General features: G+C 64.9%; 16 protein-coding genes. 9 read left to right on the top strand and 7 right to left on the bottom strand.

The window, feature by feature from the left end:
- The 8 genes from U5817_RS16630 to U5817_RS16595 all read left to right on the top strand — a co-directional run bounded on the left by U5817_RS16630 (nt 1) and on the right by U5817_RS16595 (nt 12,314).
- The gene (locus U5817_RS16630; protein ID WP_407278110.1) at nt 1-792 is read left to right on the top strand and encodes an OAM dimerization domain-containing protein; all 792 of its coding nucleotides are present in this window, start codon (nt 1-3) and stop codon (nt 790-792) included.
- Nucleotides 793-814: 22 nt separating this feature from the next.
- On the top strand, nt 815-1,204 hold the full coding sequence (locus U5817_RS16625) for a hotdog domain-containing protein (protein ID WP_407281089.1): 390 nt from the start codon (nt 815-817) through the stop codon (nt 1,202-1,204).
- Between the two features lie 7 nt (nt 1,205-1,211).
- Nucleotides 1,212-2,027, top strand: a complete 816-nt coding sequence (locus U5817_RS16620) for a 3-keto-5-aminohexanoate cleavage protein (RefSeq protein ID WP_407278109.1) — start codon at nt 1,212-1,214, stop codon at nt 2,025-2,027.
- Nucleotides 2,028-2,243: 216 nt separating this feature from the next.
- Nucleotides 2,244-4,439: a peptidase domain-containing ABC transporter gene (locus U5817_RS16615; RefSeq protein ID WP_407278108.1), complete on the top strand. Its 2,196-nt coding sequence runs from the start codon at nt 2,244-2,246 to the stop codon at nt 4,437-4,439.
- 69 nt (nt 4,440-4,508) lie between these two features.
- Nucleotides 4,509-8,810 (top strand): calcium-binding protein, encoded by a 4,302-nt coding sequence (locus U5817_RS16610; RefSeq protein WP_407278107.1) that lies wholly within the window; start codon nt 4,509-4,511, stop codon nt 8,808-8,810.
- A gap of 62 nt (nt 8,811-8,872) precedes the next feature.
- Entirely contained in the window at nt 8,873-10,231 is a 1,359-nt protein-coding gene (locus U5817_RS16605; RefSeq protein ID WP_407278106.1) for an HlyD family type I secretion periplasmic adaptor subunit, read from the top strand.
- 331 nt (nt 10,232-10,562) lie between these two features.
- A complete protein-coding gene (locus U5817_RS16600) occupies nt 10,563-11,585 on the top strand; it encodes a c-type cytochrome (protein WP_407278105.1) in 1,023 nt (340 codons plus the stop codon).
- A 132-nt stretch (nt 11,586-11,717) separates the two neighbouring features.
- The gene (locus tag U5817_RS16595; protein WP_407278104.1) at nt 11,718-12,314 is read left to right on the top strand and encodes an HD family hydrolase; all 597 of its coding nucleotides are present in this window, start codon (nt 11,718-11,720) and stop codon (nt 12,312-12,314) included.
- An 85-nt stretch (nt 12,315-12,399) separates the two neighbouring features.
- On the opposite strand, the gene U5817_RS16590 is transcribed toward U5817_RS16595, so the two are convergent.
- The 7 genes from U5817_RS16590 to U5817_RS16560 form a co-directional block, all read right to left on the bottom strand.
- Nucleotides 12,400-14,262, bottom strand: a complete 1,863-nt coding sequence (locus U5817_RS16590) for a potassium transporter Kup (RefSeq protein WP_407278103.1) — start codon at nt 14,260-14,262, stop codon at nt 12,400-12,402.
- A 205-nt stretch (nt 14,263-14,467) separates the two neighbouring features.
- A complete protein-coding gene (gene groL / locus U5817_RS16585; protein ID WP_407278102.1) occupies nt 14,468-16,090 on the bottom strand; it encodes a chaperonin GroEL in 1,623 nt (540 codons plus the stop codon).
- A gap of 35 nt (nt 16,091-16,125) precedes the next feature.
- On the bottom strand, nt 16,126-16,443 hold the full coding sequence (groES, locus tag U5817_RS16580; RefSeq protein ID WP_407278101.1) for a co-chaperone GroES: 318 nt from the start codon (nt 16,441-16,443) through the stop codon (nt 16,126-16,128).
- A gap of 166 nt (nt 16,444-16,609) precedes the next feature.
- A complete protein-coding gene (locus tag U5817_RS16575) occupies nt 16,610-17,242 on the bottom strand; it encodes a hypothetical protein (RefSeq protein WP_407278100.1) in 633 nt (210 codons plus the stop codon).
- 61 nt (nt 17,243-17,303) lie between these two features.
- Nucleotides 17,304-17,915, bottom strand: coding sequence for a hypothetical protein (locus U5817_RS16570; protein ID WP_407278099.1), 612 nt, complete (start codon nt 17,913-17,915; stop codon nt 17,304-17,306).
- 67 nt (nt 17,916-17,982) lie between these two features.
- Entirely contained in the window at nt 17,983-18,282 is a 300-nt protein-coding gene (locus tag U5817_RS16565) for a chaperone modulator CbpM (protein ID WP_407278098.1), read from the bottom strand.
- Nucleotides 18,283-18,284: 2 nt separating this feature from the next.
- Nucleotides 18,285-19,247: a DnaJ C-terminal domain-containing protein gene (locus U5817_RS16560; protein ID WP_407278097.1), complete on the bottom strand. Its 963-nt coding sequence runs from the start codon at nt 19,245-19,247 to the stop codon at nt 18,285-18,287.
- Nucleotides 19,248-19,451: 204 nt separating this feature from the next.
- On the opposite strand from U5817_RS16560, the gene U5817_RS16555 reads away from it, so the two are divergent.
- The gene (locus U5817_RS16555) at nt 19,452-21,479 is read left to right on the top strand and encodes a TonB-dependent receptor plug domain-containing protein (RefSeq protein WP_407278096.1); all 2,028 of its coding nucleotides are present in this window, start codon (nt 19,452-19,454) and stop codon (nt 21,477-21,479) included.
- The last annotated feature ends 7 nt before the right edge of the window (nt 21,480-21,486 follow it).

The following is a 21,486-nucleotide window of genomic DNA, read 5'->3' as shown; positions in this document are numbered from 1 at the left end:
ATGAGCAAACACCTCACTTTACACACGTCCGAAACGGTCGCCGAAAACCGGGTGGAGCCGAATTTCGTCAAACCTTATGGCGACACGATGAACGACGGCCGCGTGCAGCTTTCCTTCACGCTGCCGGTCGCCCTCGACGAGAACGCGAAGGAAGCGGCGCGCCAGCTCGCGCTGGAAATGGGCTTCGACGAACCGGCCGTCGTGCACGCCGAGGACATGGGGCAGGGCTTCTCGTTCTACGTCCTCTACGGCCAGTGCAAGCACCGTGTCGACCTCTCGCGCATCAAGGTCGCCAAGCCGGAGTTCGAGACCCTCGACAAGGACGCGATCAACGCGCTGATCGCCGAGAAGATGGGGCGCAAGATGGTCGTCGTCGGCGCCTGCATCGAGACCGACGCCCACACCGTCGGCATCGACGCGATCATGAACATGAAGGGCTACAACGGCCACAAGGGGCTGGAGAGCTACCACGAGGTGCGCGCGATCAACATGGGCGCGCAGGTCGACTCCGAGGAACTCGTCGCGCGCGCGATCGAGGAGCGGGCCGATGTGATCCTCGTGTCGCAGGTCGTCACGCAGAAGAACATCCACCTCGACAACCTCACGCGCCTGTCGGATCTCCTCGAAGCCGAAGGCATCCGCGACCGCGTGATCCTCGTCGTCGGCGGCCCGCGCATCTCGCACGAGCTCGCGAAGGAGCTCGGCTACGACGCCGGCTTCGGCACCAAGTCCTACGCGGAGGACGTCGCGTCCTTCGCGATCAACGAATGGATCAAGCGGCACGCCGCATAAGGGACACAACATGAATAATGAAATCACCAGCCTCATCCGCCTGCGCATCAGCGCCCACGACGCCCACTACGCCGGCGAGCTCGTCGACGGCGCAAAGATGCTGCAGCTCTTCGGTGATGTCGCGACCGAACTTCTGATTCGCAGCGACGGCGACGAGGGCCTCTTCGTCGCCTACGACAAGGTCGAATTCCTTGCGCCCGTGCGCTCCGGCGATTTCATCGAGGCCACCGGCCGCATCGTCGCCATGGGCAAGACCTCGCGCAAGATGGAGTTCGAGGCGCGCAAGGTCATCGTGCCGGCCGGGATCAAAGGCCAGCCTTCCGCTTGCGACGTACTGTCGGAGCCGATCGTCGTCTGTCGCGCGTCCGGTACCTGCGTGGTGCCGACAGAGTGCCAGCGCAACGTGCGTTGAGCGCGCCATGGACAAGCTCATCATCACCGCCGCGCTGACCGGCGCCGAAGTCACGCGCGAGCAGCAGCCCGCGCTGCCGGTCACGCCCGACGAGATCGCGCGCGCGGCCGAGGAGTGCGCCGCGGCGGGCGCCGCCATCGTGCACGTCCATGCCCGCTACCCGGACGGCACGCCGACGCAGGACAAGGCGATCTACGCCGAGATCATCGAGAAGATCCGCGCGCGCTGCGACGTCATCGTGCAGGTGTCGACCGGCGGTGCGGTCGGCATGACCGCTGCCGAGCGTCTCGCGCCGGTCGAGCTGCGCCCCGAGATGGCGACGCTGTCGATGGGCTCGGTGAATTTCGGCGACGACGTGTTCCTCAACCCGCCGGCCGACATGGAGCATTTCCTCCACACGATGAAGGAATTTCGCGTCAAACCCGAGTTCGAGATCTTCGACGCCGGCATGCTGCACAGCCTGCAGCGCTGGATCAACAAGGGTGTCGTCGCGGGTCCGGTGCATGTCGACCTCGTGCTCGGCGTCCCCGGTGCGATGGCCGGCACGCCCGAGTCGCTGATGTTCCTGCGTTCGCAACTGCCCCACGGTGCAACGTGGACGGTTGCCGGCATCGGCGCCGCGCAACTTCCGCTCGCCGCGATGGCGATCGCGCTGGGCGGGCATGTGCGCGTGGGCTTCGAGGACAACGTCTGGTTCCGCAAGGGGGAGCTTGCAACCAGCAACGCGCAACTCGTCGCCCGCATCGCCCGCATTGCGCGCGAAATCGAGCGCGCCGTCGCGACGCCCGGCGAAGCGCGGGCGCTCCTGCGCATCGAGTCCTGAGTCTTCCCAGAATGGGCCCGTCCTTGCGCAAGATTAGTCGGAGGTTTTGATGCCATTAGAAAATACTAAAGTGCTAACGAATTGCTGAATGCATAGGTAAATGGTATTTAAATCTTGTTTATGAAATGTTGAATCACTATCATGCGGAGCCCTGAAATTATGCGATAACGATTCGGCATCGAGCATACGACTGCCGACCGGGAGGAGACTGGCGGTATGCAGATGGTCCGCTTTTCAAGAGACTCGTTTCTCTGGGCTTTGAGCAGCCTGTGTCAGCTTCATCGTCGCCCGTTTTCTGCGGAACTGCTCCTGCGCGATATCGCTCCCGAGTACGATCTGGAAAAACTGGTTGCGGCACTTCCGCGTCTGGGACTCAAGGTCAGGACGCTGAGTGTCCCGGTGCGAGGATTCGACGAGGTCGCTGCGCCCCTTCTGGTTCTGCTTCATCCCGGTTCGCCGGATGCGGATCCGCAGCCCGCCACGGAAGGTGGCATGGATGGCGATCCGGTGCTGTCCTGTACCGCAGTTCCTGCACTCCTCCTGCGTGCGGACCGCGACAGGGTTCTGCTGCTACGCATGGGGGCAAACCAGCCCGAAACGCTGAACCGGGCCGATTTCGAGGGCGCATACGCCGGAACGGCCCTTCTCGCGACCCCGGATTCGACCGCCGGGCATCCCGATCCTGATTCGCAGGGGGTAACGCGTCGATTCGGGCTGCGCACGTTCGCCGCGGAGATGCTGAGGCACCGAATCGTGTGGCGCGACGTGTTGCTTGCATCCCTCGCGCTGCAATTGGTGGCACTGGCCACACCCCTGCTCACGCAGGTCATCATCGACAAGGTGATCGTCCATCATTCGACCAGCACCCTGCAGGTCGTTGCGGCAGCGCTCGTGCTTTTCGCAGTCTTCAGTGCGGCCCTCAACTGGCTGCGCCAGTACCTCATCCTGCATACCGGAAACCGCGTTGACGCCGTTCTCGGCAGGAGCCTGTTCGAAAAGCTGGTGCGCCTTCCGGTTGCGTACTTCGAGAAGCGCGCGACCGGTTTGATCACCACCCGCATCCAGGCAATCGAGACCGTGCGCCAGTTCCTGGGCGGGGCAGCCGTTTCGCTGGTCATCGATACGCCATTCCTGCTTCTCTTCGTTGCCGTGATGTTCTATTACAGCTGGCAACTGACCCTGATCGTCCTTTGCATCCTGACCGTCATCGTGGCAGCGAGCCTGCTCGTTACGCCGATCCTGCGCGACCGCATGAACAAGCAGTTCCAGGTCGGTGCACAGAACCAGGCATTCCTCACCGAGTACGTCAGTGGCATGAGCACGGTGAAAACCCTGCAGATGGAAGCCCAGGTAACCGAGAAATTTTCACGCAACCTCGCCGATTATCTTGAGGCGAGCTTCAATGCCCGCCAGCTCAGCAATACCTACAACGTATTCTCCGGCACCCTCGAGCAACTCATGACCCTGTCGGTGTTGTGCGCCGGGGCATGGATGGCGATGACCCGTGAAGGCTTCAGTGTGGGAATGCTGGTGGCGTTCCAGATGATCGCGGGCCGGGTGTCGGGGCCGGTGATGCGCATGGTCGGAATGTGGCTGGAGTACCAGCAAGTCAGCATTGCCGCCCGTCGCCTCGGGGACATCATGGATGCTCCCGCGGAGCCTTATTCACTGACGCCCTCGCGCGCGCGCAACTCGGACTCGACCGTCACGATGTGCGACGTGAGCTTCCGCTATGGGGACGATCGTCCCTACCTGTATCGGGGCTTCAACCTGACTTTGGCGCCTGGCAAATGTGTCGCCCTCATGGGGCCGTCCGGCGCCGGCAAGAGCACCCTGGCCAAGCTTCTGTTGGGCTTCGTGCAACCGACTGACGGCCAGGTGAAACTGGGCGAACTCGACATTCGCCATCTCGGCGCCAACGAATTGCGCGGCAACTTCGGCGTGGTGCCTCAGGAAACGGTGCTCTTCTCGGGGACGATATACGACAACCTGCTAGCGGCCGACCCGCACGCCAGCTTCGATCAGGTGATCGAGGCATGCAAGATGGCAGACATCAACGCCTATATCGAATCCCTTCCCCAGGGCTATCAGACCCGCGTGGGCGAGCACGGCTCCGGACTCTCGGGTGGTCAGAAGCAACGACTGGCCATTGCCCGCGCGCTGCTCAAGCGACCGCGCATCCTGATCTTCGACGAAGCCACCAGCGGTCTCGATGCGCCCGCCGCCGAGGAGATCGCTCGAACCATCAACCGCCTCAAGGGGCGTGTCTCGGTGCTCTTCATTGCGCATCACCTGCCGCGCGGCCTGCGTGTCGACGAGGTGGTCACGCTTGGCGATATGGGGCACGGGCAGCACCTGAGTGTGTTCGACCGGCGGGAGGAGCCGGTTCCGATGGCGCCCGCGACGACCTGATTGGCAGCACCTGCAGCACCCGTTCGACGGAAATTCTCAACGCAACAACTCTTCTGCAAAGGACTTTCAATGGCGACATACACCGGCACGCCACAGGCGGACTCCCTCAAGGGCGGCGTGGGCGACGACCAACTCTGGGGGCGCGACGGCAATGACACCCTCGACGGCGGCGCAGGCAACGACACGCTCTACGGCGAGATGGGCAATGACACGCTGCGTGGCGGAAACGGCAACGACCTGCTCGATGGCGGCAGCGGTGCCGACAACATGGCGGGTGGAACCGGCAACGACACATACGTCGTCGATAATGCCGCAGACGTGGTTACCGAGTCGCTAAACCAGGGTACCGACACAGTCCTGAGCAGCGTCAGCTATGCGCTGGGAGCGAACCTCGAGAACCTTTCCCTGACGGGAGCGGAGAATCTCAACGCGACGGGCAACACCGCCGCGAACGTACTTACCGGTAATGCCGGAAACAATATTCTCGACGGCAAGGCAGGCGCCGACCAGCTCGACGGTGGCGCGGGCAACGACACGCTGCTGGGTGGGACGGGCAACGACACCTACCTGTTCGGGCGCGGCGACGGTGTGGATACGATCAGCGACTCGGACACGACCGCGGGCAACGTGGACACCATCCGCTTCGAAGCCGGAATCACGCCGCAGGACGTGCAGCTCTATCGTGACAGCGCCAGCAACCTGTACCTGGTGCTGGGCGGCACGGGCGACCGGGTGGTGGTGAGCGGCTGGTTCGCCTCCGTGTCCAATCGCGTCGAGCAGGTGCAGTTCGCCGACGGCACCACCTGGAATGCTGACGTGCTCGCTGCGGCGGCGTTTGCGATCGAGGGCAGCGCCTTTGGCGAGGGGCTCAACGGCAACGGGTCGGCAAACCTGATCCTCGGGCGAGACGGCGACGATGTTCTGTCCGGCCAGGACGGCAACGACTTGCTGCTCGGCGAGGGTGGCAAGGACACGCTCTTTGGCGGTGCCGGCAACGACGCGATGGAAGGCGGAGCGGGCAACGACGTGCTGCGGGGCGACTGGGGCGCCGACGTGCTCAACGGCGGCCAGGGCGACGACTTCCTGGGGGGGGACGGCGGCTCGGACACCTACGTCTTCAACCGCGGCGACGGCCAGGACACGATTTACGACTTCGAAGACTGGCGCTCGACCGCGGTCGATACGCTCGCCTTCGGCGCGGGCATCAAGCCCGGTGACGTGACGCTGACGCGCATCGGCACGGAAGAAGGCTCGCTGAAGCTGTCGATCAACGGCAGCACCGACAGCATCACGGTCGCCAACTGGTTCATCGGCACGGAGTACCGCATCGAGCAGGTCACCTTCGCCGACGGCAGCGTCTGGGACACGGCGACGCTGGCGGCGGCCCCCTGGGAAGTGCTGACGGCGCCGATCGTGGGCACGGACAACGGCGAAATCCTCCATGGACGCAACGGCGGGGACGAGACGCTCGAGGCCCGCGGCGGCAACGACCTGGTGTACGGCTATGCTGGCAACGATGTGCTGCGCGGTGAGGCGGGCAACGACACGCTCTACGGCGGTGCCGGCAACGACGCGATGGAAGGCGGTGAAGGCAACGACGTCCTCTATGGCGACTATGACGCCGTGGCCGGTGCGGACACACTGAACGGCGGCCTGGGCAACGACACCCTCGCGGGCGGGGAAGGAGCCGACACCTACCTCTTCAACCTCGGCGATGGCCAGGACTTCATCGACGACTACGCCGACTGGCGCTCGACCGCCGTCGACACCATCGCCTTCGGTGCGGGCATCGATCCCGCGGACGTGACCATCCTGCGTCCGGCCACCGCGACGAACCAGCTCAAGCTGGTCATCAACGGCACGTCCGACAGCATCACCGTCCACAACTGGTTCCTGGGCCTGGGCAACCGCATCGAGCAGGTGACCTTCGCCGACGGCACCGTGTGGAATACCGACTTCCTCGCCGCGGCGCCGATCGCCATCGACGGCACCGAGGGCAACGATACGCTCCAGGGCGATGCCGCAAACAATCTCATCTCCGGCCTGGGCGGCGATGACGCGCTATACGGCCATGGCGGCGCCGACCAGCTCGACGGCGGTGCGGGCAACGACACGCTCGATGGCGGCGCCGGTGCCGATACGCTCAAAGGAGGCGACGGCGACGACCGCTATATCGTCGACAACGTCGGCGACGTGGTGATCGAGACAGTCCCTGTCGCCGCTCCCGGCACCACTGCGCCTGCGATCGCGCTCATTTCACGCGACGGGACCGGCGACCAGCTTGCCGCGACCTTCGAAGGGCGCATTGGCGTGTCCGCCGACGGCCGCTATGTCGTGTTCGGCGCGCAATACGCGGGTAGCAGTGGAATTGTCTTGAAGGACACCGAGAGCGGGGCGTTGAGCTACATCGCGAGCGGCAGCGAGAAGAGCATTTCTGCGGACGGCCGGTACGTAGTATTTTCCAGCGCCGATTCGACCCTCGTTGCCGGTGACACCAACGGCACGGACGACATCTTCGTCAAAGACACGCAAACGGGCCAGGTCGTCCGGGTCTCGACCAGCGTTACCGGCGAAGAGGCCAATTCGTATAGCGAATACGCGCAGATCAGTGCCGACGGCAAGTACGTGGCCTTTGTCAGTAGTGCGAGCAACCTGGTTGCCGGCGACACCAATGGCGAGGCCGACGTCTTCCGCAAGAATCTGGAAACCGGCGAAGTTGTCCGCCTGTCGGATACGCCTGCCGGCACGGATGGCAACAGCTATGTTGGTACGGTGACTGCAATCTCGGACGACGGTCGGTTCGTTACCTTCGAAAGCCGTTCCTCCAATCTCGTTGATGGTGACACCAACAACACTTCGGATGTGTTCCTCGCCGATGCGGAGCTGGATACGGTGATCCGTGTCTCGACCACGTCGAGTGGCGCGGAAGGCAACGACAGCAGCGGCTATCCGGAAATCTCGGCCGACGGACGTTACGTTGTCTTCGATTCTGACGCCCAACTCGTCGAGGGCGACACACCCGACACGGCCGACATTTTCCGCAAGGATACGGTGACAGGCGAAGTCCTCCGGGTGTCCACAAGCTTCGACGGCTCGGCACATGACTATGGGAATTACATTCCCGACGTGTCGGCTGACGGCCGCTTTGTCGTTTTCCAGAGCAGTTCGACCAGACTCGTTGCCGGTGACACGAACGCTGCTCCCGACATCTTTGTCAAGGACATGCTCACCGGGGAGCTTGCGCGGGTATCGGTAAGTGCAACCGGAGAGCAGGCGAATTCGTGGAGCAACAGTCCCAAGATTTCGGCTGATGGCCGGTTCATCACCTTTGTCAGTGATGCCAGCAACCTGGTCGAGGGCGACAGCAACGCCGGCGTCGACCTTTTCCAGGTCGCCAATCCCTTCCTTGCAGACATTCCGGAGAGCCACGATGTGGTCGAGGCATCGATCTCCTACTCGCTGACCGATCAGGTCGAAAACCTCGTGCTTACCGGGACCGCCAGCATCGACGGTACCGGCAATGCCCTGGACAATGAAATCGTCGGCAATGCCGCAGCGAACACCTTGCTCGGAGCCGGGGGCGATGATGTGCTGCGTGGAGGAGCCGGCAATGATCTGATCGTTGGCGCCGATGGTGTCGATATCCTCGAAGGCGGTAGTGAGCAAGATATCCTGGGCGGCGCAGACAACCACGATGCCATGTTCGGCGGAACCGGGTCGGACCATATCTACCTTTATCAGGGAGATGTGGTTGCTGGTGGTGCCGGCGTCGATTGGGTGAACTTCAATGAGGGAGCCGATGTCGCGCTGTTCAATCGTGGCGACGGGGCCGACATGTTCGTTGCAGACGGCGCAGCCCAGGACACGCTCTCGCTCGGAACGGGCATCAGCTACTCCGACCTGGCCCTGCGCCGTGATGCGGACAACCTGATTCTCGATGTCGGTGCAGGGGAAAGCATCACGCTGCTGGACTGGTACGTTCCCGCGAATTTGCGCAGCGTTGCCAATCTGCAGGTGATTGCCGAGGCCATGGCCGGCTTCGATGCCGCCGGTGCCGATCCGCTACTCGACAACAAAGTCGAACAGTTCGATTTTGCGGGCCTCGCAACCCGCTTCGATCAGGAAATGGCCGCTAATCCGGCCCTGACGAGCTGGAACCTGTCATCGGCCCTGCTCGAGTTCCATGTGTCGGGCAGCGATACCGCCGCGATCGGGGGCGATCTGGCCTACCAGTATGGCAAGAACGGCACCTTGGCCGGAATCGGGGTTGGTGCGGCGCAGTCTGTCCTTGGCGACGCACAGTTCGGTGTGGCGGCGCAGACGCTACAACCGCTCGCTCAGTTGCAGGAGGGCGTGGTCAAGCTGAGCTGAAAAACATGACCGGAGGCGCCGGTCGTTCGGCCGGCGCCGTTTGCCTATTTGATGATTGATTCATGTCCAATCTGAGCCGTGTATGTAGTTTGAAGGCCGAGGTCGGCGAGTTCGCGCCCGGCCTGTTGCGTTTTGACGCTCCTCCGTCGCCATTCCCGCGAGCGGTGATTCTCGTACTGGTGTCATTGCTCGCCGCGCTGATCCTCTGGGCCTGGTTCGGCAAGCTGGATGTGGTGGCGGTCGCCAATGGACGCCTGATCCCCGTCGGACAACTGAAGGTCGTGCAGCCGCCCGAGTCCGGAATCGTCACCGAGCTTCTGGTGCGGGAGGGTGACCGGGTGGCGGCCGGGCAGATTTTGATGCGGATGGACCCCTTGCTCAACGAAGCGGATCGCAAGTCGGTGACCGCCGAGTTCATGCACAAATCCTTGCAGTTGCGGCGTATCGACGCTGAGTTGTCCGGCGAGGCGCTGAAGCCGGGCGCCGACGATCCTCCGGCCCTCCATCTGGAATATGCCCGGCAACTTGCCGCGAATCGGCAAGCGCTGGACGATGCCTTGGCGCAGGAGGCCTCGAATCTCGAACGCGCCCGGCAGGAGTTGGCGGCGGCCGAGCAGATCAGGCGGAAGTTGGAGGCGACTCTGCCGGCTTATCAGGCGAGTGAAGAGGCATTCAGCCGGCTTGCAAAGGACGGATACGCGGGAAACCTGGCGGCCATGGACCGACAGCGTCTGCGTATCGAGCGGGAGCAGGATCTGCGTGCGCAGGAGCATACGATTACCTCGCATCGCGCGGCAATCGAGCAGTCGGAGCGGCGATTGAAGGAGATGAAATCGCAGCATCGTCAACAGTTGCTTCGGGAACGCGTTGACGTCTCGGCGGCTTACCAACGGCTGGAGCAGGAGGTGCGCAAGCTCGAGCACCGGGGTACGCTGCTGGAACTGAAGGCGCCGAGTGCCGGGATCGTGAAGGATCTCGCAACCCACACGGAAGGAACGGTAGTTGCGCCGGGCACCGTGTTGATGACGGTTGTGCCCGACAGCGATCCACTGGTGGCGGAGGTGTGGATCGATAACCAGGACATCGGCTTCGTTCACCCGGGACAGGAGGTGCAACTCAAGCTGGCAGCCTTCGCATTCCAGAAATACGGCATGGTCCGCGGAAGTGTGAAACATGTGAGCCCCGATGCGACGGAACCCGGAAAGGGGGCGGCGGACGGTTCGGGCCGGGCGCAGGGGGCGCCGATGTATCGGGCACTGATTGCATTGCCCTCACCCGTGCTCGTAGCCGATGGACGGGACTATCCGCTGACGACGGGTATGCAGGTCACGGCCGAGATCAGGATTGCTGAACGGACGGTGCTGGAGTATTTGTTTTCGCCCGTCGGCGGAGCATTTCATGAGGCTGCACGCGAGCGATAAGCCGTCATGGGGCAAGGCCGGGCGCGCGGGCGGCGTGTCGAGCATGGCAATCGGCGGGTCGCCGGAGAAGGATGCGATGACAGCCATCGCCGCTCGGCGATGCTCCCTTGCATTGCTTCCGCGGCCCCCGGCAAGCGCTCCGTTCGATAGGGCGTCTGACTGAAGCAGGCTAGCGTCGCTGACCTTGCTCCTCTATAGGGAAATTGATCTAGCAACACAGACGCTCATACCAATTCCTGCACAAATGCCATCCCTCTATTGTTCAAACCGTGGAAACGGGGTTCGGACGCAGCGATACCCGTAAGGATGACCAATCAGGAAGGAGGCTATGATGAGCGCGAAACTGAATGCATTGGCGGTCGCCCTGGCGGCAATCGCGGGAACTTCGATCGCAGCCGAACCGGCCCAGCCGGCGCCTGCAGCACCCGCAGCGGCCGCGCCTGCGGCACCGGCGGCGTATCCGTGGGTCGTGCCCGACGTCGAGAAACTGCCCAACGACAAGTACGGCCAGATGGTGCGCATGGGCCGCGATCTCGTGCTGAAGACCTACCAGTTCATCGGGCCGGAAGTGGCCGATCCCGCCAAGCGCTTTGCAGGCAACAACCTCGCCTGCGGATCCTGCCATGTCGATGGCGGCACGAAGAAGAACGGCAACGGCTTCGTCGGCACCTACATCGGTTACCCGGGCTACAAGGCGCGTGAAAACTCCGTGCAGACGATGGAAGACCGCATCAACGGTTGCATGGAGCGTTCGATGAACGGGCGCCCGCTTCCGCTCGACAGCGTCGAGATGAAGGCGATGATGACGTATATGCACTTCATGTCGTCGAACGTGCCGGTCGGTGCGAACGTGGCCGGCCTGGGCTTGCCGAAACCGAGCAAGTTCCCGGATCGTGCGGCCGACCCGGTCCAGGGCAAGCAGGTCTATGATCAGTTCTGCGTGGCGTGTCATGGCCCGGAAGGCCAGGGCGTACGGGTAGGGCAGGCCGGCGATGCGCAAGGCTACGTGAATCCGCCGTTGTGGGGGGCGGACAGCTACAACGATGGCGCAGGCATGAACCGCGTGATCATGGCTGCGCGCTTCATCCGCAACAACATGCCCAAGGGGGTGACCGCGGATGCACCGGTGTTGACCGAGGAGCAGGCTTTCGATGTGGCGGCCTACATCAACAGCCAGCCGCGGCCGACAAAGGCCAACCTGGAGGTGGATTTCCCGGCGCGCTTCAACAAGCCGGTCGATGCACACTTCCCGCCGTATCGCGAAGGCTTTACCCCCGAGCAGCACAAGTACGGACCCTTCAAGCCGATCATCGAAGCGATGAACAAGGAAGTTGCGGCGGCGAAGAAGAAGTAGGCGCGCACCTGCAGCTGCGAGCTCGAAGGGCCGGGTGCGAATGCATCCGGCCTTTTTGCATCGGGAGAGACGGGGAAGGGCTCGCCGGGCTCTGCTAAAATCGCGGCCCCTCAGCCTCATCGAGCCCGCAGCATGGTGAACCCGTCCGCCCTCCAACGGCAACTGGCCTTCCTGCAGGAGATCGACCGCCTCAAGAGCGTCGTGCGCCTGTCGCCGCTGATCGACCGTTCGCGGCGCGAGAACAGCGCCGAGCATTCGTGGCATCTCGCGCTGTACGCGCTGGTGCTGGCCGAGCACGCCGCCGGCACGGTCGATGTGGTGCGCGTCGTCAAGATGCTGCTGATCCATGACATCGTGGAGATCGACGCGGGCGACGTGCCCTTCCACATTCCATCGACCCACGCCGGGCAGGCCGAGCGCGAACGGCTGGCCGCCGAGCGCATCTTCGGACTGCTGCCGGAAGGGCAGGCCGCCGAATTCCGCGAGTTGTGGTTCGAGTTCGAGGCCGCCGAGAGCGATGACGCGAAATTCGCCAAGGCGCTCGACCGCTTCCAGCCGATGCTGCACAACGCTGCGACCGACGGCGGCACCTGGGTCGAATGCGAGGTCACGCTGGAGCAGGTCGAGGCCCGCTGCCGTCCGCCCATCGAGCGCGGCGCGCCGGCCTTGTGGGCGGTGGCGGCGCAACTCGCGGAAGCGCACTTCCGCGAACCTCCGCAGGATCGGTAGCGCAGGCAGTCGGAGCCCTGCGCCTGCCCTTCGACGAGCTCAGGGCGAACGGAGGTATCGGATTGCCGACTCGATCGTCAGGACATCAGATCACGAGCTGCGTGCCGAGCTCGACGACGCGATTGTTCGGGATGCGGAAGAAGTCCGTCGCGCTGGTCGCATTCTTGGTCATGAACGCGAACAGGCGCGCGCGCCACGCCGCGAAGCGGCTGCGGCTCACGCGCGGGATCACCGTTTCGCGCGACAGGTAGAAGGTCGTCTCCATCATGTCGAACGATTCGCCGAAGCGGCTGCAGTGGCCCAGTGCGCTCGGGATGTCGGGGTCTTCCATGAAGCCGTAGCGCAGGACCACGCGGATGAAGCCCTGCTTCAGGTGGTGCAGGTAGATGCGGTCGAGCTCGCTGACGTAGGGGGTGTCGGCAGTCTGCACTGTTACGAGGACGACGCGTTCGTGCAGCACCTGGTTGTGCTTGAGGTTGTGCAGCAGGGCTGCCGGCACGCCGTCCTTGGCGCTGGTCATGAACACGGCCGTGCCATGCACGCGATGGACACTGCCGATCATGGTCATGAATTCGTTCATCGACAGGCCCTGCCTGGCGATTTCCTCCTGCACGAGGCCGCGTCCGCGGCGCCACGTCGTCAGCACCGTGAAGGAGACGATCCCCATCGCGATCGGGAACCATCCGCCTTGGGGGATCTTGATCGCGTTGGCGGCGAAGAAGGCGATGTCGACGGCGAGCAACGAGCCGGCCACGAGGGCGACGAGCAGCCGGTTCCAGCGCCACAGCAGGATCATCACGAAGGCGATGAGCACGGTGTCTATCATCATCGTGCCGGTGACGGCGATGCCGTAGGCGGCGGCGAGGTTGGAGGAGTTCTGGAAGCCCAGCACCAGCGCGATCACGGCGAGGTAGAGCGTCCAGTTGGTGAAGGGGACGTAGATCTGGCCCTTTTCCTGGCCCGAGGTATGCACGATCAGCATGCGTGGCAGCAGGCCCATCTGGACGGCCTGGCGCGCCACCGAGAAGGCGCCCGAGATGACGGCCTGCGAGGCGATCACCGTGGCGAGCGTGGCGAGGATCAGCATGGGAATCATGGCCCATGACGGTCCGAGGTGGTAGAAGGGGTTCTCGATGGATGCCGGCTCATTGAGCAGCAGCGCGCCCTGGCCGAAGTAGTTGAGCACCAAGGCCGGCATCACGAAGCCGAACCATGCGAGGCGGATCGGGAAGGGGCCGAAGTGCCCCATGTCGGTGTAGAGCGCCTCGCCGCCGGTCACGGCGAGCACGACCGCGCCGAGGGCGAGGAAGGCCAGGGCAGTGTGATTGCCGATGAAGTGGAGTGCGTACGCCGGGTTCAATGCCGCGAGCACCTCGGGATGGCGGATGATTTCGTTGATGCCCAGCACGGCCAACACAGCAAACCAGCCCACCATGACGGGGCCAAAGAACATGCCGACGGCGCCGGTGCCGCGGCGCTGGATCATGAACAGTACGGTGAGGATGAGGACTGTCAGGGGCACCACGAAGGATTGCATCCCCGGCGCAACGATGCCGAGGCCTTCGACAGCGGACAGCACGGAGATGGCCGGCGTGATCATGCTGTCGCCGTAGAACAGCGCCGCCGCGAACACCCCGAGCATGGACACGACCCAGGTGAGCCGTCGGCTTTTCGCCTTGTCGACGATCAGCGCGAGCAGCGCCAGCGAACCGCCTTCGCCGCGGTTGTCCGCCCGCATGATGATCAGCACGTACTTGAGCGTCACCAGTGCCATGATCGACCAGAACACCATCGACAGGATGCCGAGGATGTTCTCGGGGGTGACGGGGATGGGATGGTGACCGTTGAAGATTTCCTTCAGGGCGTAGAGCGGGCTCGTGCCGATGTCGCCGAACACCACGCCGATCGCACCGACCGTGAGGGCCGGCAATGCCTTGCGCGAATGCATGCGCTTTATCCTGTGTTGTTGTTTTGGGTGCAGCGGGGCGCATTGTAAGGCCGCTGCAGGATATATCGCACGTGGGAGGCAGGCGGCAGGCAGTCGTGACGGCGGCGCATGCGGGCAGAAAAAAGAGCCCTGGACGGGCAAGCCGTCCAGGGCTCGGCCGACTCGAGCCGGCGATTCCGCCCCGGTCGGGGCGGAGAGCTGTGCCTCAGTAGTCCATGTCGGGCATCGCCGGCACGGCCGGCTTGTCGTCCTTCGGCGCCTCGGCGACCGTAGCGTCCGTGGTCAGGATCAGGCCGGCGACCGATGCCGCGTTCTGCAGCGCGGTGCGCGTTACCTTGGTCGGATCGATGACGCCGATCCCGACCAGGTCGCCGTACTCGCCCGTCGCGGCGTTGTAGCCGAAGTTGCCCTTGCCTTCCTCGACCTTGGCGATGACCACCGAGGGCTCGTCGCCGGCGTTCGCGGCGATCGCGCGCAGCGGCTCCTCCAGGGCTCGCAGCACGATCTTGATGCCGGCTTCCTGGTCGTGGTTGTCGCCCTTCACCGCCTTGATTGCGGCGCGGGCGCGCAGCAGCGCGACGCCGCCGCCCGGGACGATGCCTTCCTCGACCGCTGCACGGGTCGCGTGCAGCGCGTCGTCGACGCGGTCCTTCTTCTCCTTCATCTCGACCTCGGTCGCGGCGCCGACCTTGATCACCGCGACGCCGCCGGCGAGCTTCGCGACGCGCTCCTGCAGCTTCTCGCGGTCGTAGTCGGAGGTGGCTTCCTCGATCTGGCGCTGGATCGCCGCGACGCGTGCCTTGATCCGCTCCTCGTCGCCGGCGCCGTCGATGATCGTGGTGTTCTCCTTGTGCACCTCGACGCGCTTGGCGCGGCCGAGTTCGGCGAGCGTCGCCTTGTCGAGCTGCATGCCGGTTTCCTCGGCGATCACGGTCGCGCCGGTGAGGATCGCGATGTCCTCGAGCATGGCCTTGCGGCGGTCGCCAAAGCCGGGCGCCTTGACGGCGGCCACCTTGAGCACGCCGCGCATGCTGTTGACGACCAGGGTCGCGAGCGCCTCGCCGTCGACGTCCTCCGCGACGATCAGCAGCGGCTTGCCGGCCTTGGCGACTTCCTCCAGCACCGGCAGCAGGTCGCGGATGTTGGAGATCTTCTTGTCGTGCAAGAGGATCAGCGGGTCGTCGAGGACGGCCGTCTGCTTGTCGGGATTGTTGATGAAGTAGGGGCTGATGTAGCCGCGGTCGAACTGCATGCCCTCGACCACGTCGAGCTCGTTGTGCAGGCTCTTGCCGTCCTCGACGGTGATCACTCCTTCCTTGCCGACGCGGTCCATCGCCTGGGCGATGATGTCGCCGATGTCCTGGTCCGAGTTGGCCGAAATCGCGCCGACCTGGGCGATCTCCTTGCTCGTCGTGCAGGGCTTGGAGATGTTCTTCAGCTCATCGACGACCGCCTGCACGGCCTTGTCGATGCCGCGCTTGAGGTCCATCGGGTTCATGCCGGCGGCGACGTACTTCATGCCTTCCTGCACGATCGCCTGCGCGAGCACCGTCGCGGTGGTGGTGCCGTCGCCGGCGACGTCGGCGGTCTTGGACGCGACCTGCTTGACCATCTGCGCGCCCATGTTCTCGAGCTTGTCCTTGAGCTCGATTTCCTTCGCCACCGACACGCCGTCCTTGGTGATCAGCGGGGCGCCGAAGCTGCGGTTGAGGACCACATTGCGGCCCTTCGGCCCGAGGGTGACCTTCACGGCGTTGGCAAGGGTATTCACGCCCTTGACGATGCGTTCGCGGGCAGTGTCGTGGAACTGGACGATCTTGGCTGCCATAGGTTCTTGTCTCCTGAAAATGGTTTGCGATGGGGTCAGGCGGCTTTCTTCAGCGTGCCGGCGTCGCGCTCGACGACGCCCATGACGTCGTCCTCGCGCATGACCAGCAGCTCTTCGCCTTCGACCTTGATCGTCTGGCCGGCGTACTTGCCGAACAGCACGAGGTCGCCGACCTTCACTTCCATGGGGATGAGTTCGCCCTTTTCGTCGCGGCGGCCCGGGCCCACGGCGACGACCTCGCCCTGTTCGGGCTTCTCGGCCGCGGTGTCGGGGATCACGATCCCGGATGCGGTCGTGCGTTGCGCTTCGACTCGCTTGACGATGATCCGGTCGCGTAGGGGACGAATTTGCATCTCATTCTCTCCTTTACGAGTTCACCAATAAAGCAAGGGAATGGACCGCGTCGTCGTGGGCCACGGGCACAGGTCAGCGAAGCCCCGGCGAGCAGTCCGGCCGGCTGTGGTGCCGGCGAAAACCGATCTGGGGACGGCCCGCCGGGATTTCAAGAGGGGAGAATCGTCAGCGCAGGACGATGCGGTTGACCCGCCCCAGGCGATAGACGTGGGGGGCGCTGCGAGTGATGCCCGGAGCGCGCGGCGCGACGGGGCAGGGCGGCTCGCGGCCACCGTCGGGGCCCAGCGTGTCGTCCTCGGCGATCTCGCGCCACAGGCCGCCGCGCACCGGGCGGAACATCCAGCGCAGATAACCCTTCGCGGCGGCGAAGTGCATCATCTCGGCCCGGTCCGGCGCTTCGACGAGCAGATGCGAGTCGTCGCCGGGTGCGAGCGGGTTCTCGCCGAAGGCCTGGCGGCATTCGAGGGCCTCCTGCTCGGGCGCACCGATCTGGCTGCAGCCGCGGCGCGCGCGCCGTTCCATGTCCCATGCGCCGAGCTGCCACGCCGCGTCGAGCATCGCCCGATCGAGTTCCTCGATGCCGCGCCATTGGGCGTTGAGCTGCAGCGCCGAGCCGGGGACGGGCCGCCGCCGTGCGAAGGGATCGCCCGGCGCCGCGCGCTCGTCGGGCCGGAAGCCGTGCCAGTGCAGCATCAGCAGCAGCGGCGTGTCCGGGCGGGGCAGGGCCGTGAGGGTGACGGCGTACAACGGCAGTCGCACTGCATCGATCTGCGCGGCGATACTGGGCAGGATTTCCATTGCGATCCTCCTTGCAAGCAGGACGCCTGAAAAATTAGCAGAAAATCGTGCCGGCGTGCATTCACTCGGGCAGGTCGGGGGGCGTGTCGGTTTTCCCGGGCGGACGGTCGCGCTCGTACTGCCGCCGCAGGCGCGCGAGCCCGGCGCGGAAGGCCTCGCCGTCGCCATAGTCGAAGAAATGCGGATAGCGGTCGTGGGCCTGGTGGACGCGGCGCGCGTGCTTGATCGGGCACCAGTACTGTTCGGTACGGGCGGCGACTTCGCGCGTGTAGGCGGCGACGCCGTTGCCGTAGGAGCAGTAGAAGCAGTTGAACTTCTCGATCAGGTTCAGGTAGGGAAGTTCGCTGCGGTCGAACACCATGTAGTCGGAGCGGCGCGCCTTGGGAATGCGGTAGACCGGGAAGCAGATCGCCTGATAGACGGTCACGAAGAGATCCATCAGCAGGAACGGGATCCATCCGAGGTAGATCACCGGCGAGGTCAGCGCGACCAGCAACCTGGTGCGGCGCAGGTAGCGGAACAGGCCGATCTTGTAGCGCCGCTGCTGGCGCAGGAAGTTGTCGGCCAGCTCGAGGCGCTTGCGCTCGAGTTCCTCGCGACGTTCACGGTACTCCGCTTCCAGATCCTCTTGCAGCGCCTGGATTCGCGCCAGCAATTCGTCGAGCTGCTTCATCGTGGACTCCGGTCCGTTTCGGCCTCGGGATCACCGCGCGCCGCAGCTCCTGCGCCGGATCGGGTGCCTAGTATCGCCCGAGTCGCGCCCGCATGGCGTCCATTTCCTCCAAGAGATCGGCAACCAGGGCGGCGAGTTCCGGCACGGCGTCGAAATCGCGCTCGAGTTGGCGCATGCGCCGCGCGCGCGCCAGTCCGGCGGTAGAGAAGCGCCACACACCCGACACGCTCTCCGCGTGGGGGAAGAGCCCTTCCTCGATGTGGCGCCGCAGCCATTCGGTCTCGACCGCGCAGGCGGCCGCGACCTGTTCCAGCGTCAACCAGCTGTCTTCCAGCAGGCTACCGATGAGGATGTCGTCGTCACGCATGCTCAACTCCTCGTGCCGCGGCGCGGATCGAATGCGAGTTCACGCGCCATGGTTTCATAGATCTGTCTCGCCCCGGGATTGTCGGCCGGCGGCAGCACCACCTGCAGATCGAGCAGCAGGTCGCCGGGCGGGGTGCCGGGGATGCCCTTGCCGCGCACGCGCAGCTGCTGGCCGCTCTGGGCGCCCTCGGGGATGCGGACCTTGAGCGCGCTGCCGGGCAGTTCGGTCTGGATCACCGCACCCAGCGCGGCCTCCCACGGGGCGAGCGGCAGCGTCATATGCACGTCGCGCCCGTCCGCGCGCAGGCGCGGGTGGGGTCGGAAGCGCACCTCGAGCAGCAGATCACCGGCGGGGCCTCCGGCGGGGGCCGGGGCGCCCTGTCCGGCGAGCCGGATGATCTGCCCTTCGCGCACGCCGGCGGGAATCTTCACGTTGAGCGTGCGCGTCGCGTAATGCACCCGGCCAAGCTCATCGGGCTGCGGCAGGCGCAGGCTGAGCTGGCGGGGCGCACCGGTGTAGGCGTCTTCGATGTCGAGCAGCACCTGCGCGTGGTGGTCCTCGCCGCGCGCATGGCGCGCGCCGCTGCCGTGGCGGCTGAATCCGCCCATGCCGCCCATGCCGCCCATGCCCCCGAACAGCTGGCTGAAGAAGTCGCTGAATTCCTCCGCCTCGCGGGGCGAGAAACCGTGCGTGGTGAAGCTGAAGTCGCCGCTCCAGCCCGGTGGTGGCCGGAACTCGTCGCCCGCATGATAGGCGCCCCCGAGGCGGTCGTAGGCGGCACGCTTCTCGGGGTCGGAGAGTACGGTGTAGGCCTCGTTGACTTCCTTCATGCGCGCTTCGGCCTGGGTCTCCTTCGAGACGTCGGGGTGGTACTTGCGCGCGAGGCGGCGAAACGCCTTCTTGATCTCATCGGGCGTGGCATTTCGGTCCACCCCGAGAATCCCGTAGTAGTCCTGGTATTTCATGTGTCGTTCCGATGAATGGATGCCGGCTGGTCCGGCACATCCAAGATGGGTGACATCGACCCTGCAATCAAGTCCCTCGTGTGCATCGGAGCGTGCCTGCTGCCACGGCAAAGCCCGGACGTCGATTGACCGGGAGCGGGTGCCGCCCCGATACTCGCCGCTTCGAATCGCGACCAGGGGAGTCGTGTGCAGTCGGTCACAAGAATGTGCAGCGGAACCGCCCTGGCAGTCGCGGCGGTGCTCGGAAACGCGCCGGCGACGGCAGACGACAATCTATTCTTCAGCGAACTGCCCGTGGTGGCGAGCGTGAGCCGCTTGCCGCAACGCCAGGTGGATGCGCCGACGGCGGTCACCGTGATCGATCGCGAAACCATCCGCGCATCGGGAGTGCGGGCGCTGAACGACGTGTTCCGGCTCGTGCCGGGCTTCCAGACCTTTCCGCACAACACCGATCCGGCGCGGGTGACCTATCACGGCATCACCGACGAGGACTATTCGCCGCGCGTGCAGGTGCTGGTGGATGGCCGCTCGCTGCATTCGCCGCTGTTCCGCAGCGGTGTGAACTGGGCGCTGATGCCGGTCGCGCTCGAAGACATCGAGCGGATCGAGGTCGTGCGCGGCTCAAACACCACGTCCTACGGCACGAACGCCTTCCTCGGCGTGATCAACATCATCACCGTCGATCCCGCGCTCGTGCGCGGCGTGTCGGTGGCGGCCAACCACGGCAGCCAGGGCGTTCGCGACTACACGCTGCGCGGCGGCGCGCGGCTGGGTGAGGACGGCGAGCTGCGCCTGACCTACCAGCAGCTCGACGACGACGGGCTTGAGGACCGGTACGACTGGATTGACAGCTTCCGCTCTCGCCTGCTGGACCTGCGCGCCGCCTGGCGCCTCGGCGTGCGCGACGAACTCGACCTGCACGCGGGCCGGATCGAGGGGGTGATGACCGTCGGGCGCCTGGACAAGGACTTCGTGAACCGCAACGGCGAGCTGTTCCGCAGCGATCCGGGGAATCCGATCCGCGATTTCGACCAGTCGAGCACCTGGCTGCAGCTGCGCTGGCTGCGCACCCTGTCCGAGGATTCCGACTTCTCGCTGCGCTATGCCTATTCGGTGGACGAGGCGAGCGACGACTACGTCGATCCCGGTCTTCCGGCCGGTTTCGCGCATGTCGACGAATCCGGTGACCGCGGTCACCGCAACGAGATCGAGGCGCAGCATACGTTCTCGCCCTTCGACAAGACGCGGCTCGTGTGGGGGGCGAGCTGGCGGCAGAACGCGCTGCGCTCGAAGAGCATGCTGTACGGGGAGGGCAAGGTGTCGCGCGACGTCAGCCGCGCCTTTGCGAACGTGGAATGGGCGGCTGCGGCCTGGTTCACCGGCAACCTCGGCGTTTCGTCGGAATACGATTCGATTGCAGGCAATAACGTGTCGTCGCGCGCGAGCGGCAGCTTTCACGTGAACACCGCGAATACCGTCCGCGTCGGCTACACGCGGGCGTGGCGCACGGCGAGCATCCTCGACTACCGCGCGAACTTCCGCAGCAGCGCGACGCGCGCGGAGCTGACGGGAACACGCAACCTGCCGGCCGAGAGCCTGGATAGCTGGGAAGTCGGCTACCTCGGCGACTGGAAGGACTGGCGCATGAGCCTGGACGTGAGGGGTTTTCGCGAACGCGTGGGCGACCGCCTGTTCCTGATCGACCCCAACGTGCGCGACCGCCTGGGGGATCAGGTGACGCCGATCCAGGACATCCGCATCGACGGCATCGAATACCAGTGGAAGTGGCAGCCGGTCGAAGCGACGCGCCTGATGGTGTCGCAGAGCTTCATCCGCATCGACAGCGAATACACGGACGAAGCGCTGACGCCGGTGAGCAATCTCGTGACCCGACGCGGTCGCAAGGAGCTGGTCGACGCCTTCGCCGAGCAATCCGCACCGCGACGCGCCTCATCCCTGCTGTGGATGCAGAAGCTGCCGTACGGCCTGGAGGGTTCCATCGCGCGCTACTGGGTCGATCCGATGCGCTGGACCCGCAACACAGCGGTCGGGAGCTACGTGCGTACCGACGCGCGCCTGGCTTACCCGTTCCGCATCGCGGGGCAGGGCGGCGAGGTGGCTTACACGGTGCAGTCGCTCGATGGCGACCACGGCGAGTTCAAGTCCGACGGCAGCCCGGCCGACCGCGTCGTCGGCCGTCGTCACTGGGTGTCGCTGCGGCTCGATTTCTGAGCCCGTA

It is taken from the genome of Aromatoleum evansii (assembly GCF_045689615.1).
In the GTDB taxonomy this organism is placed as follows: domain Bacteria; phylum Pseudomonadota; class Gammaproteobacteria; order Burkholderiales; family Rhodocyclaceae; genus Aromatoleum; species Aromatoleum evansii.
Note: the sequence above shows the minus strand (reverse complement) of the source record. Positions and strands in the feature narration are given on the sequence as shown.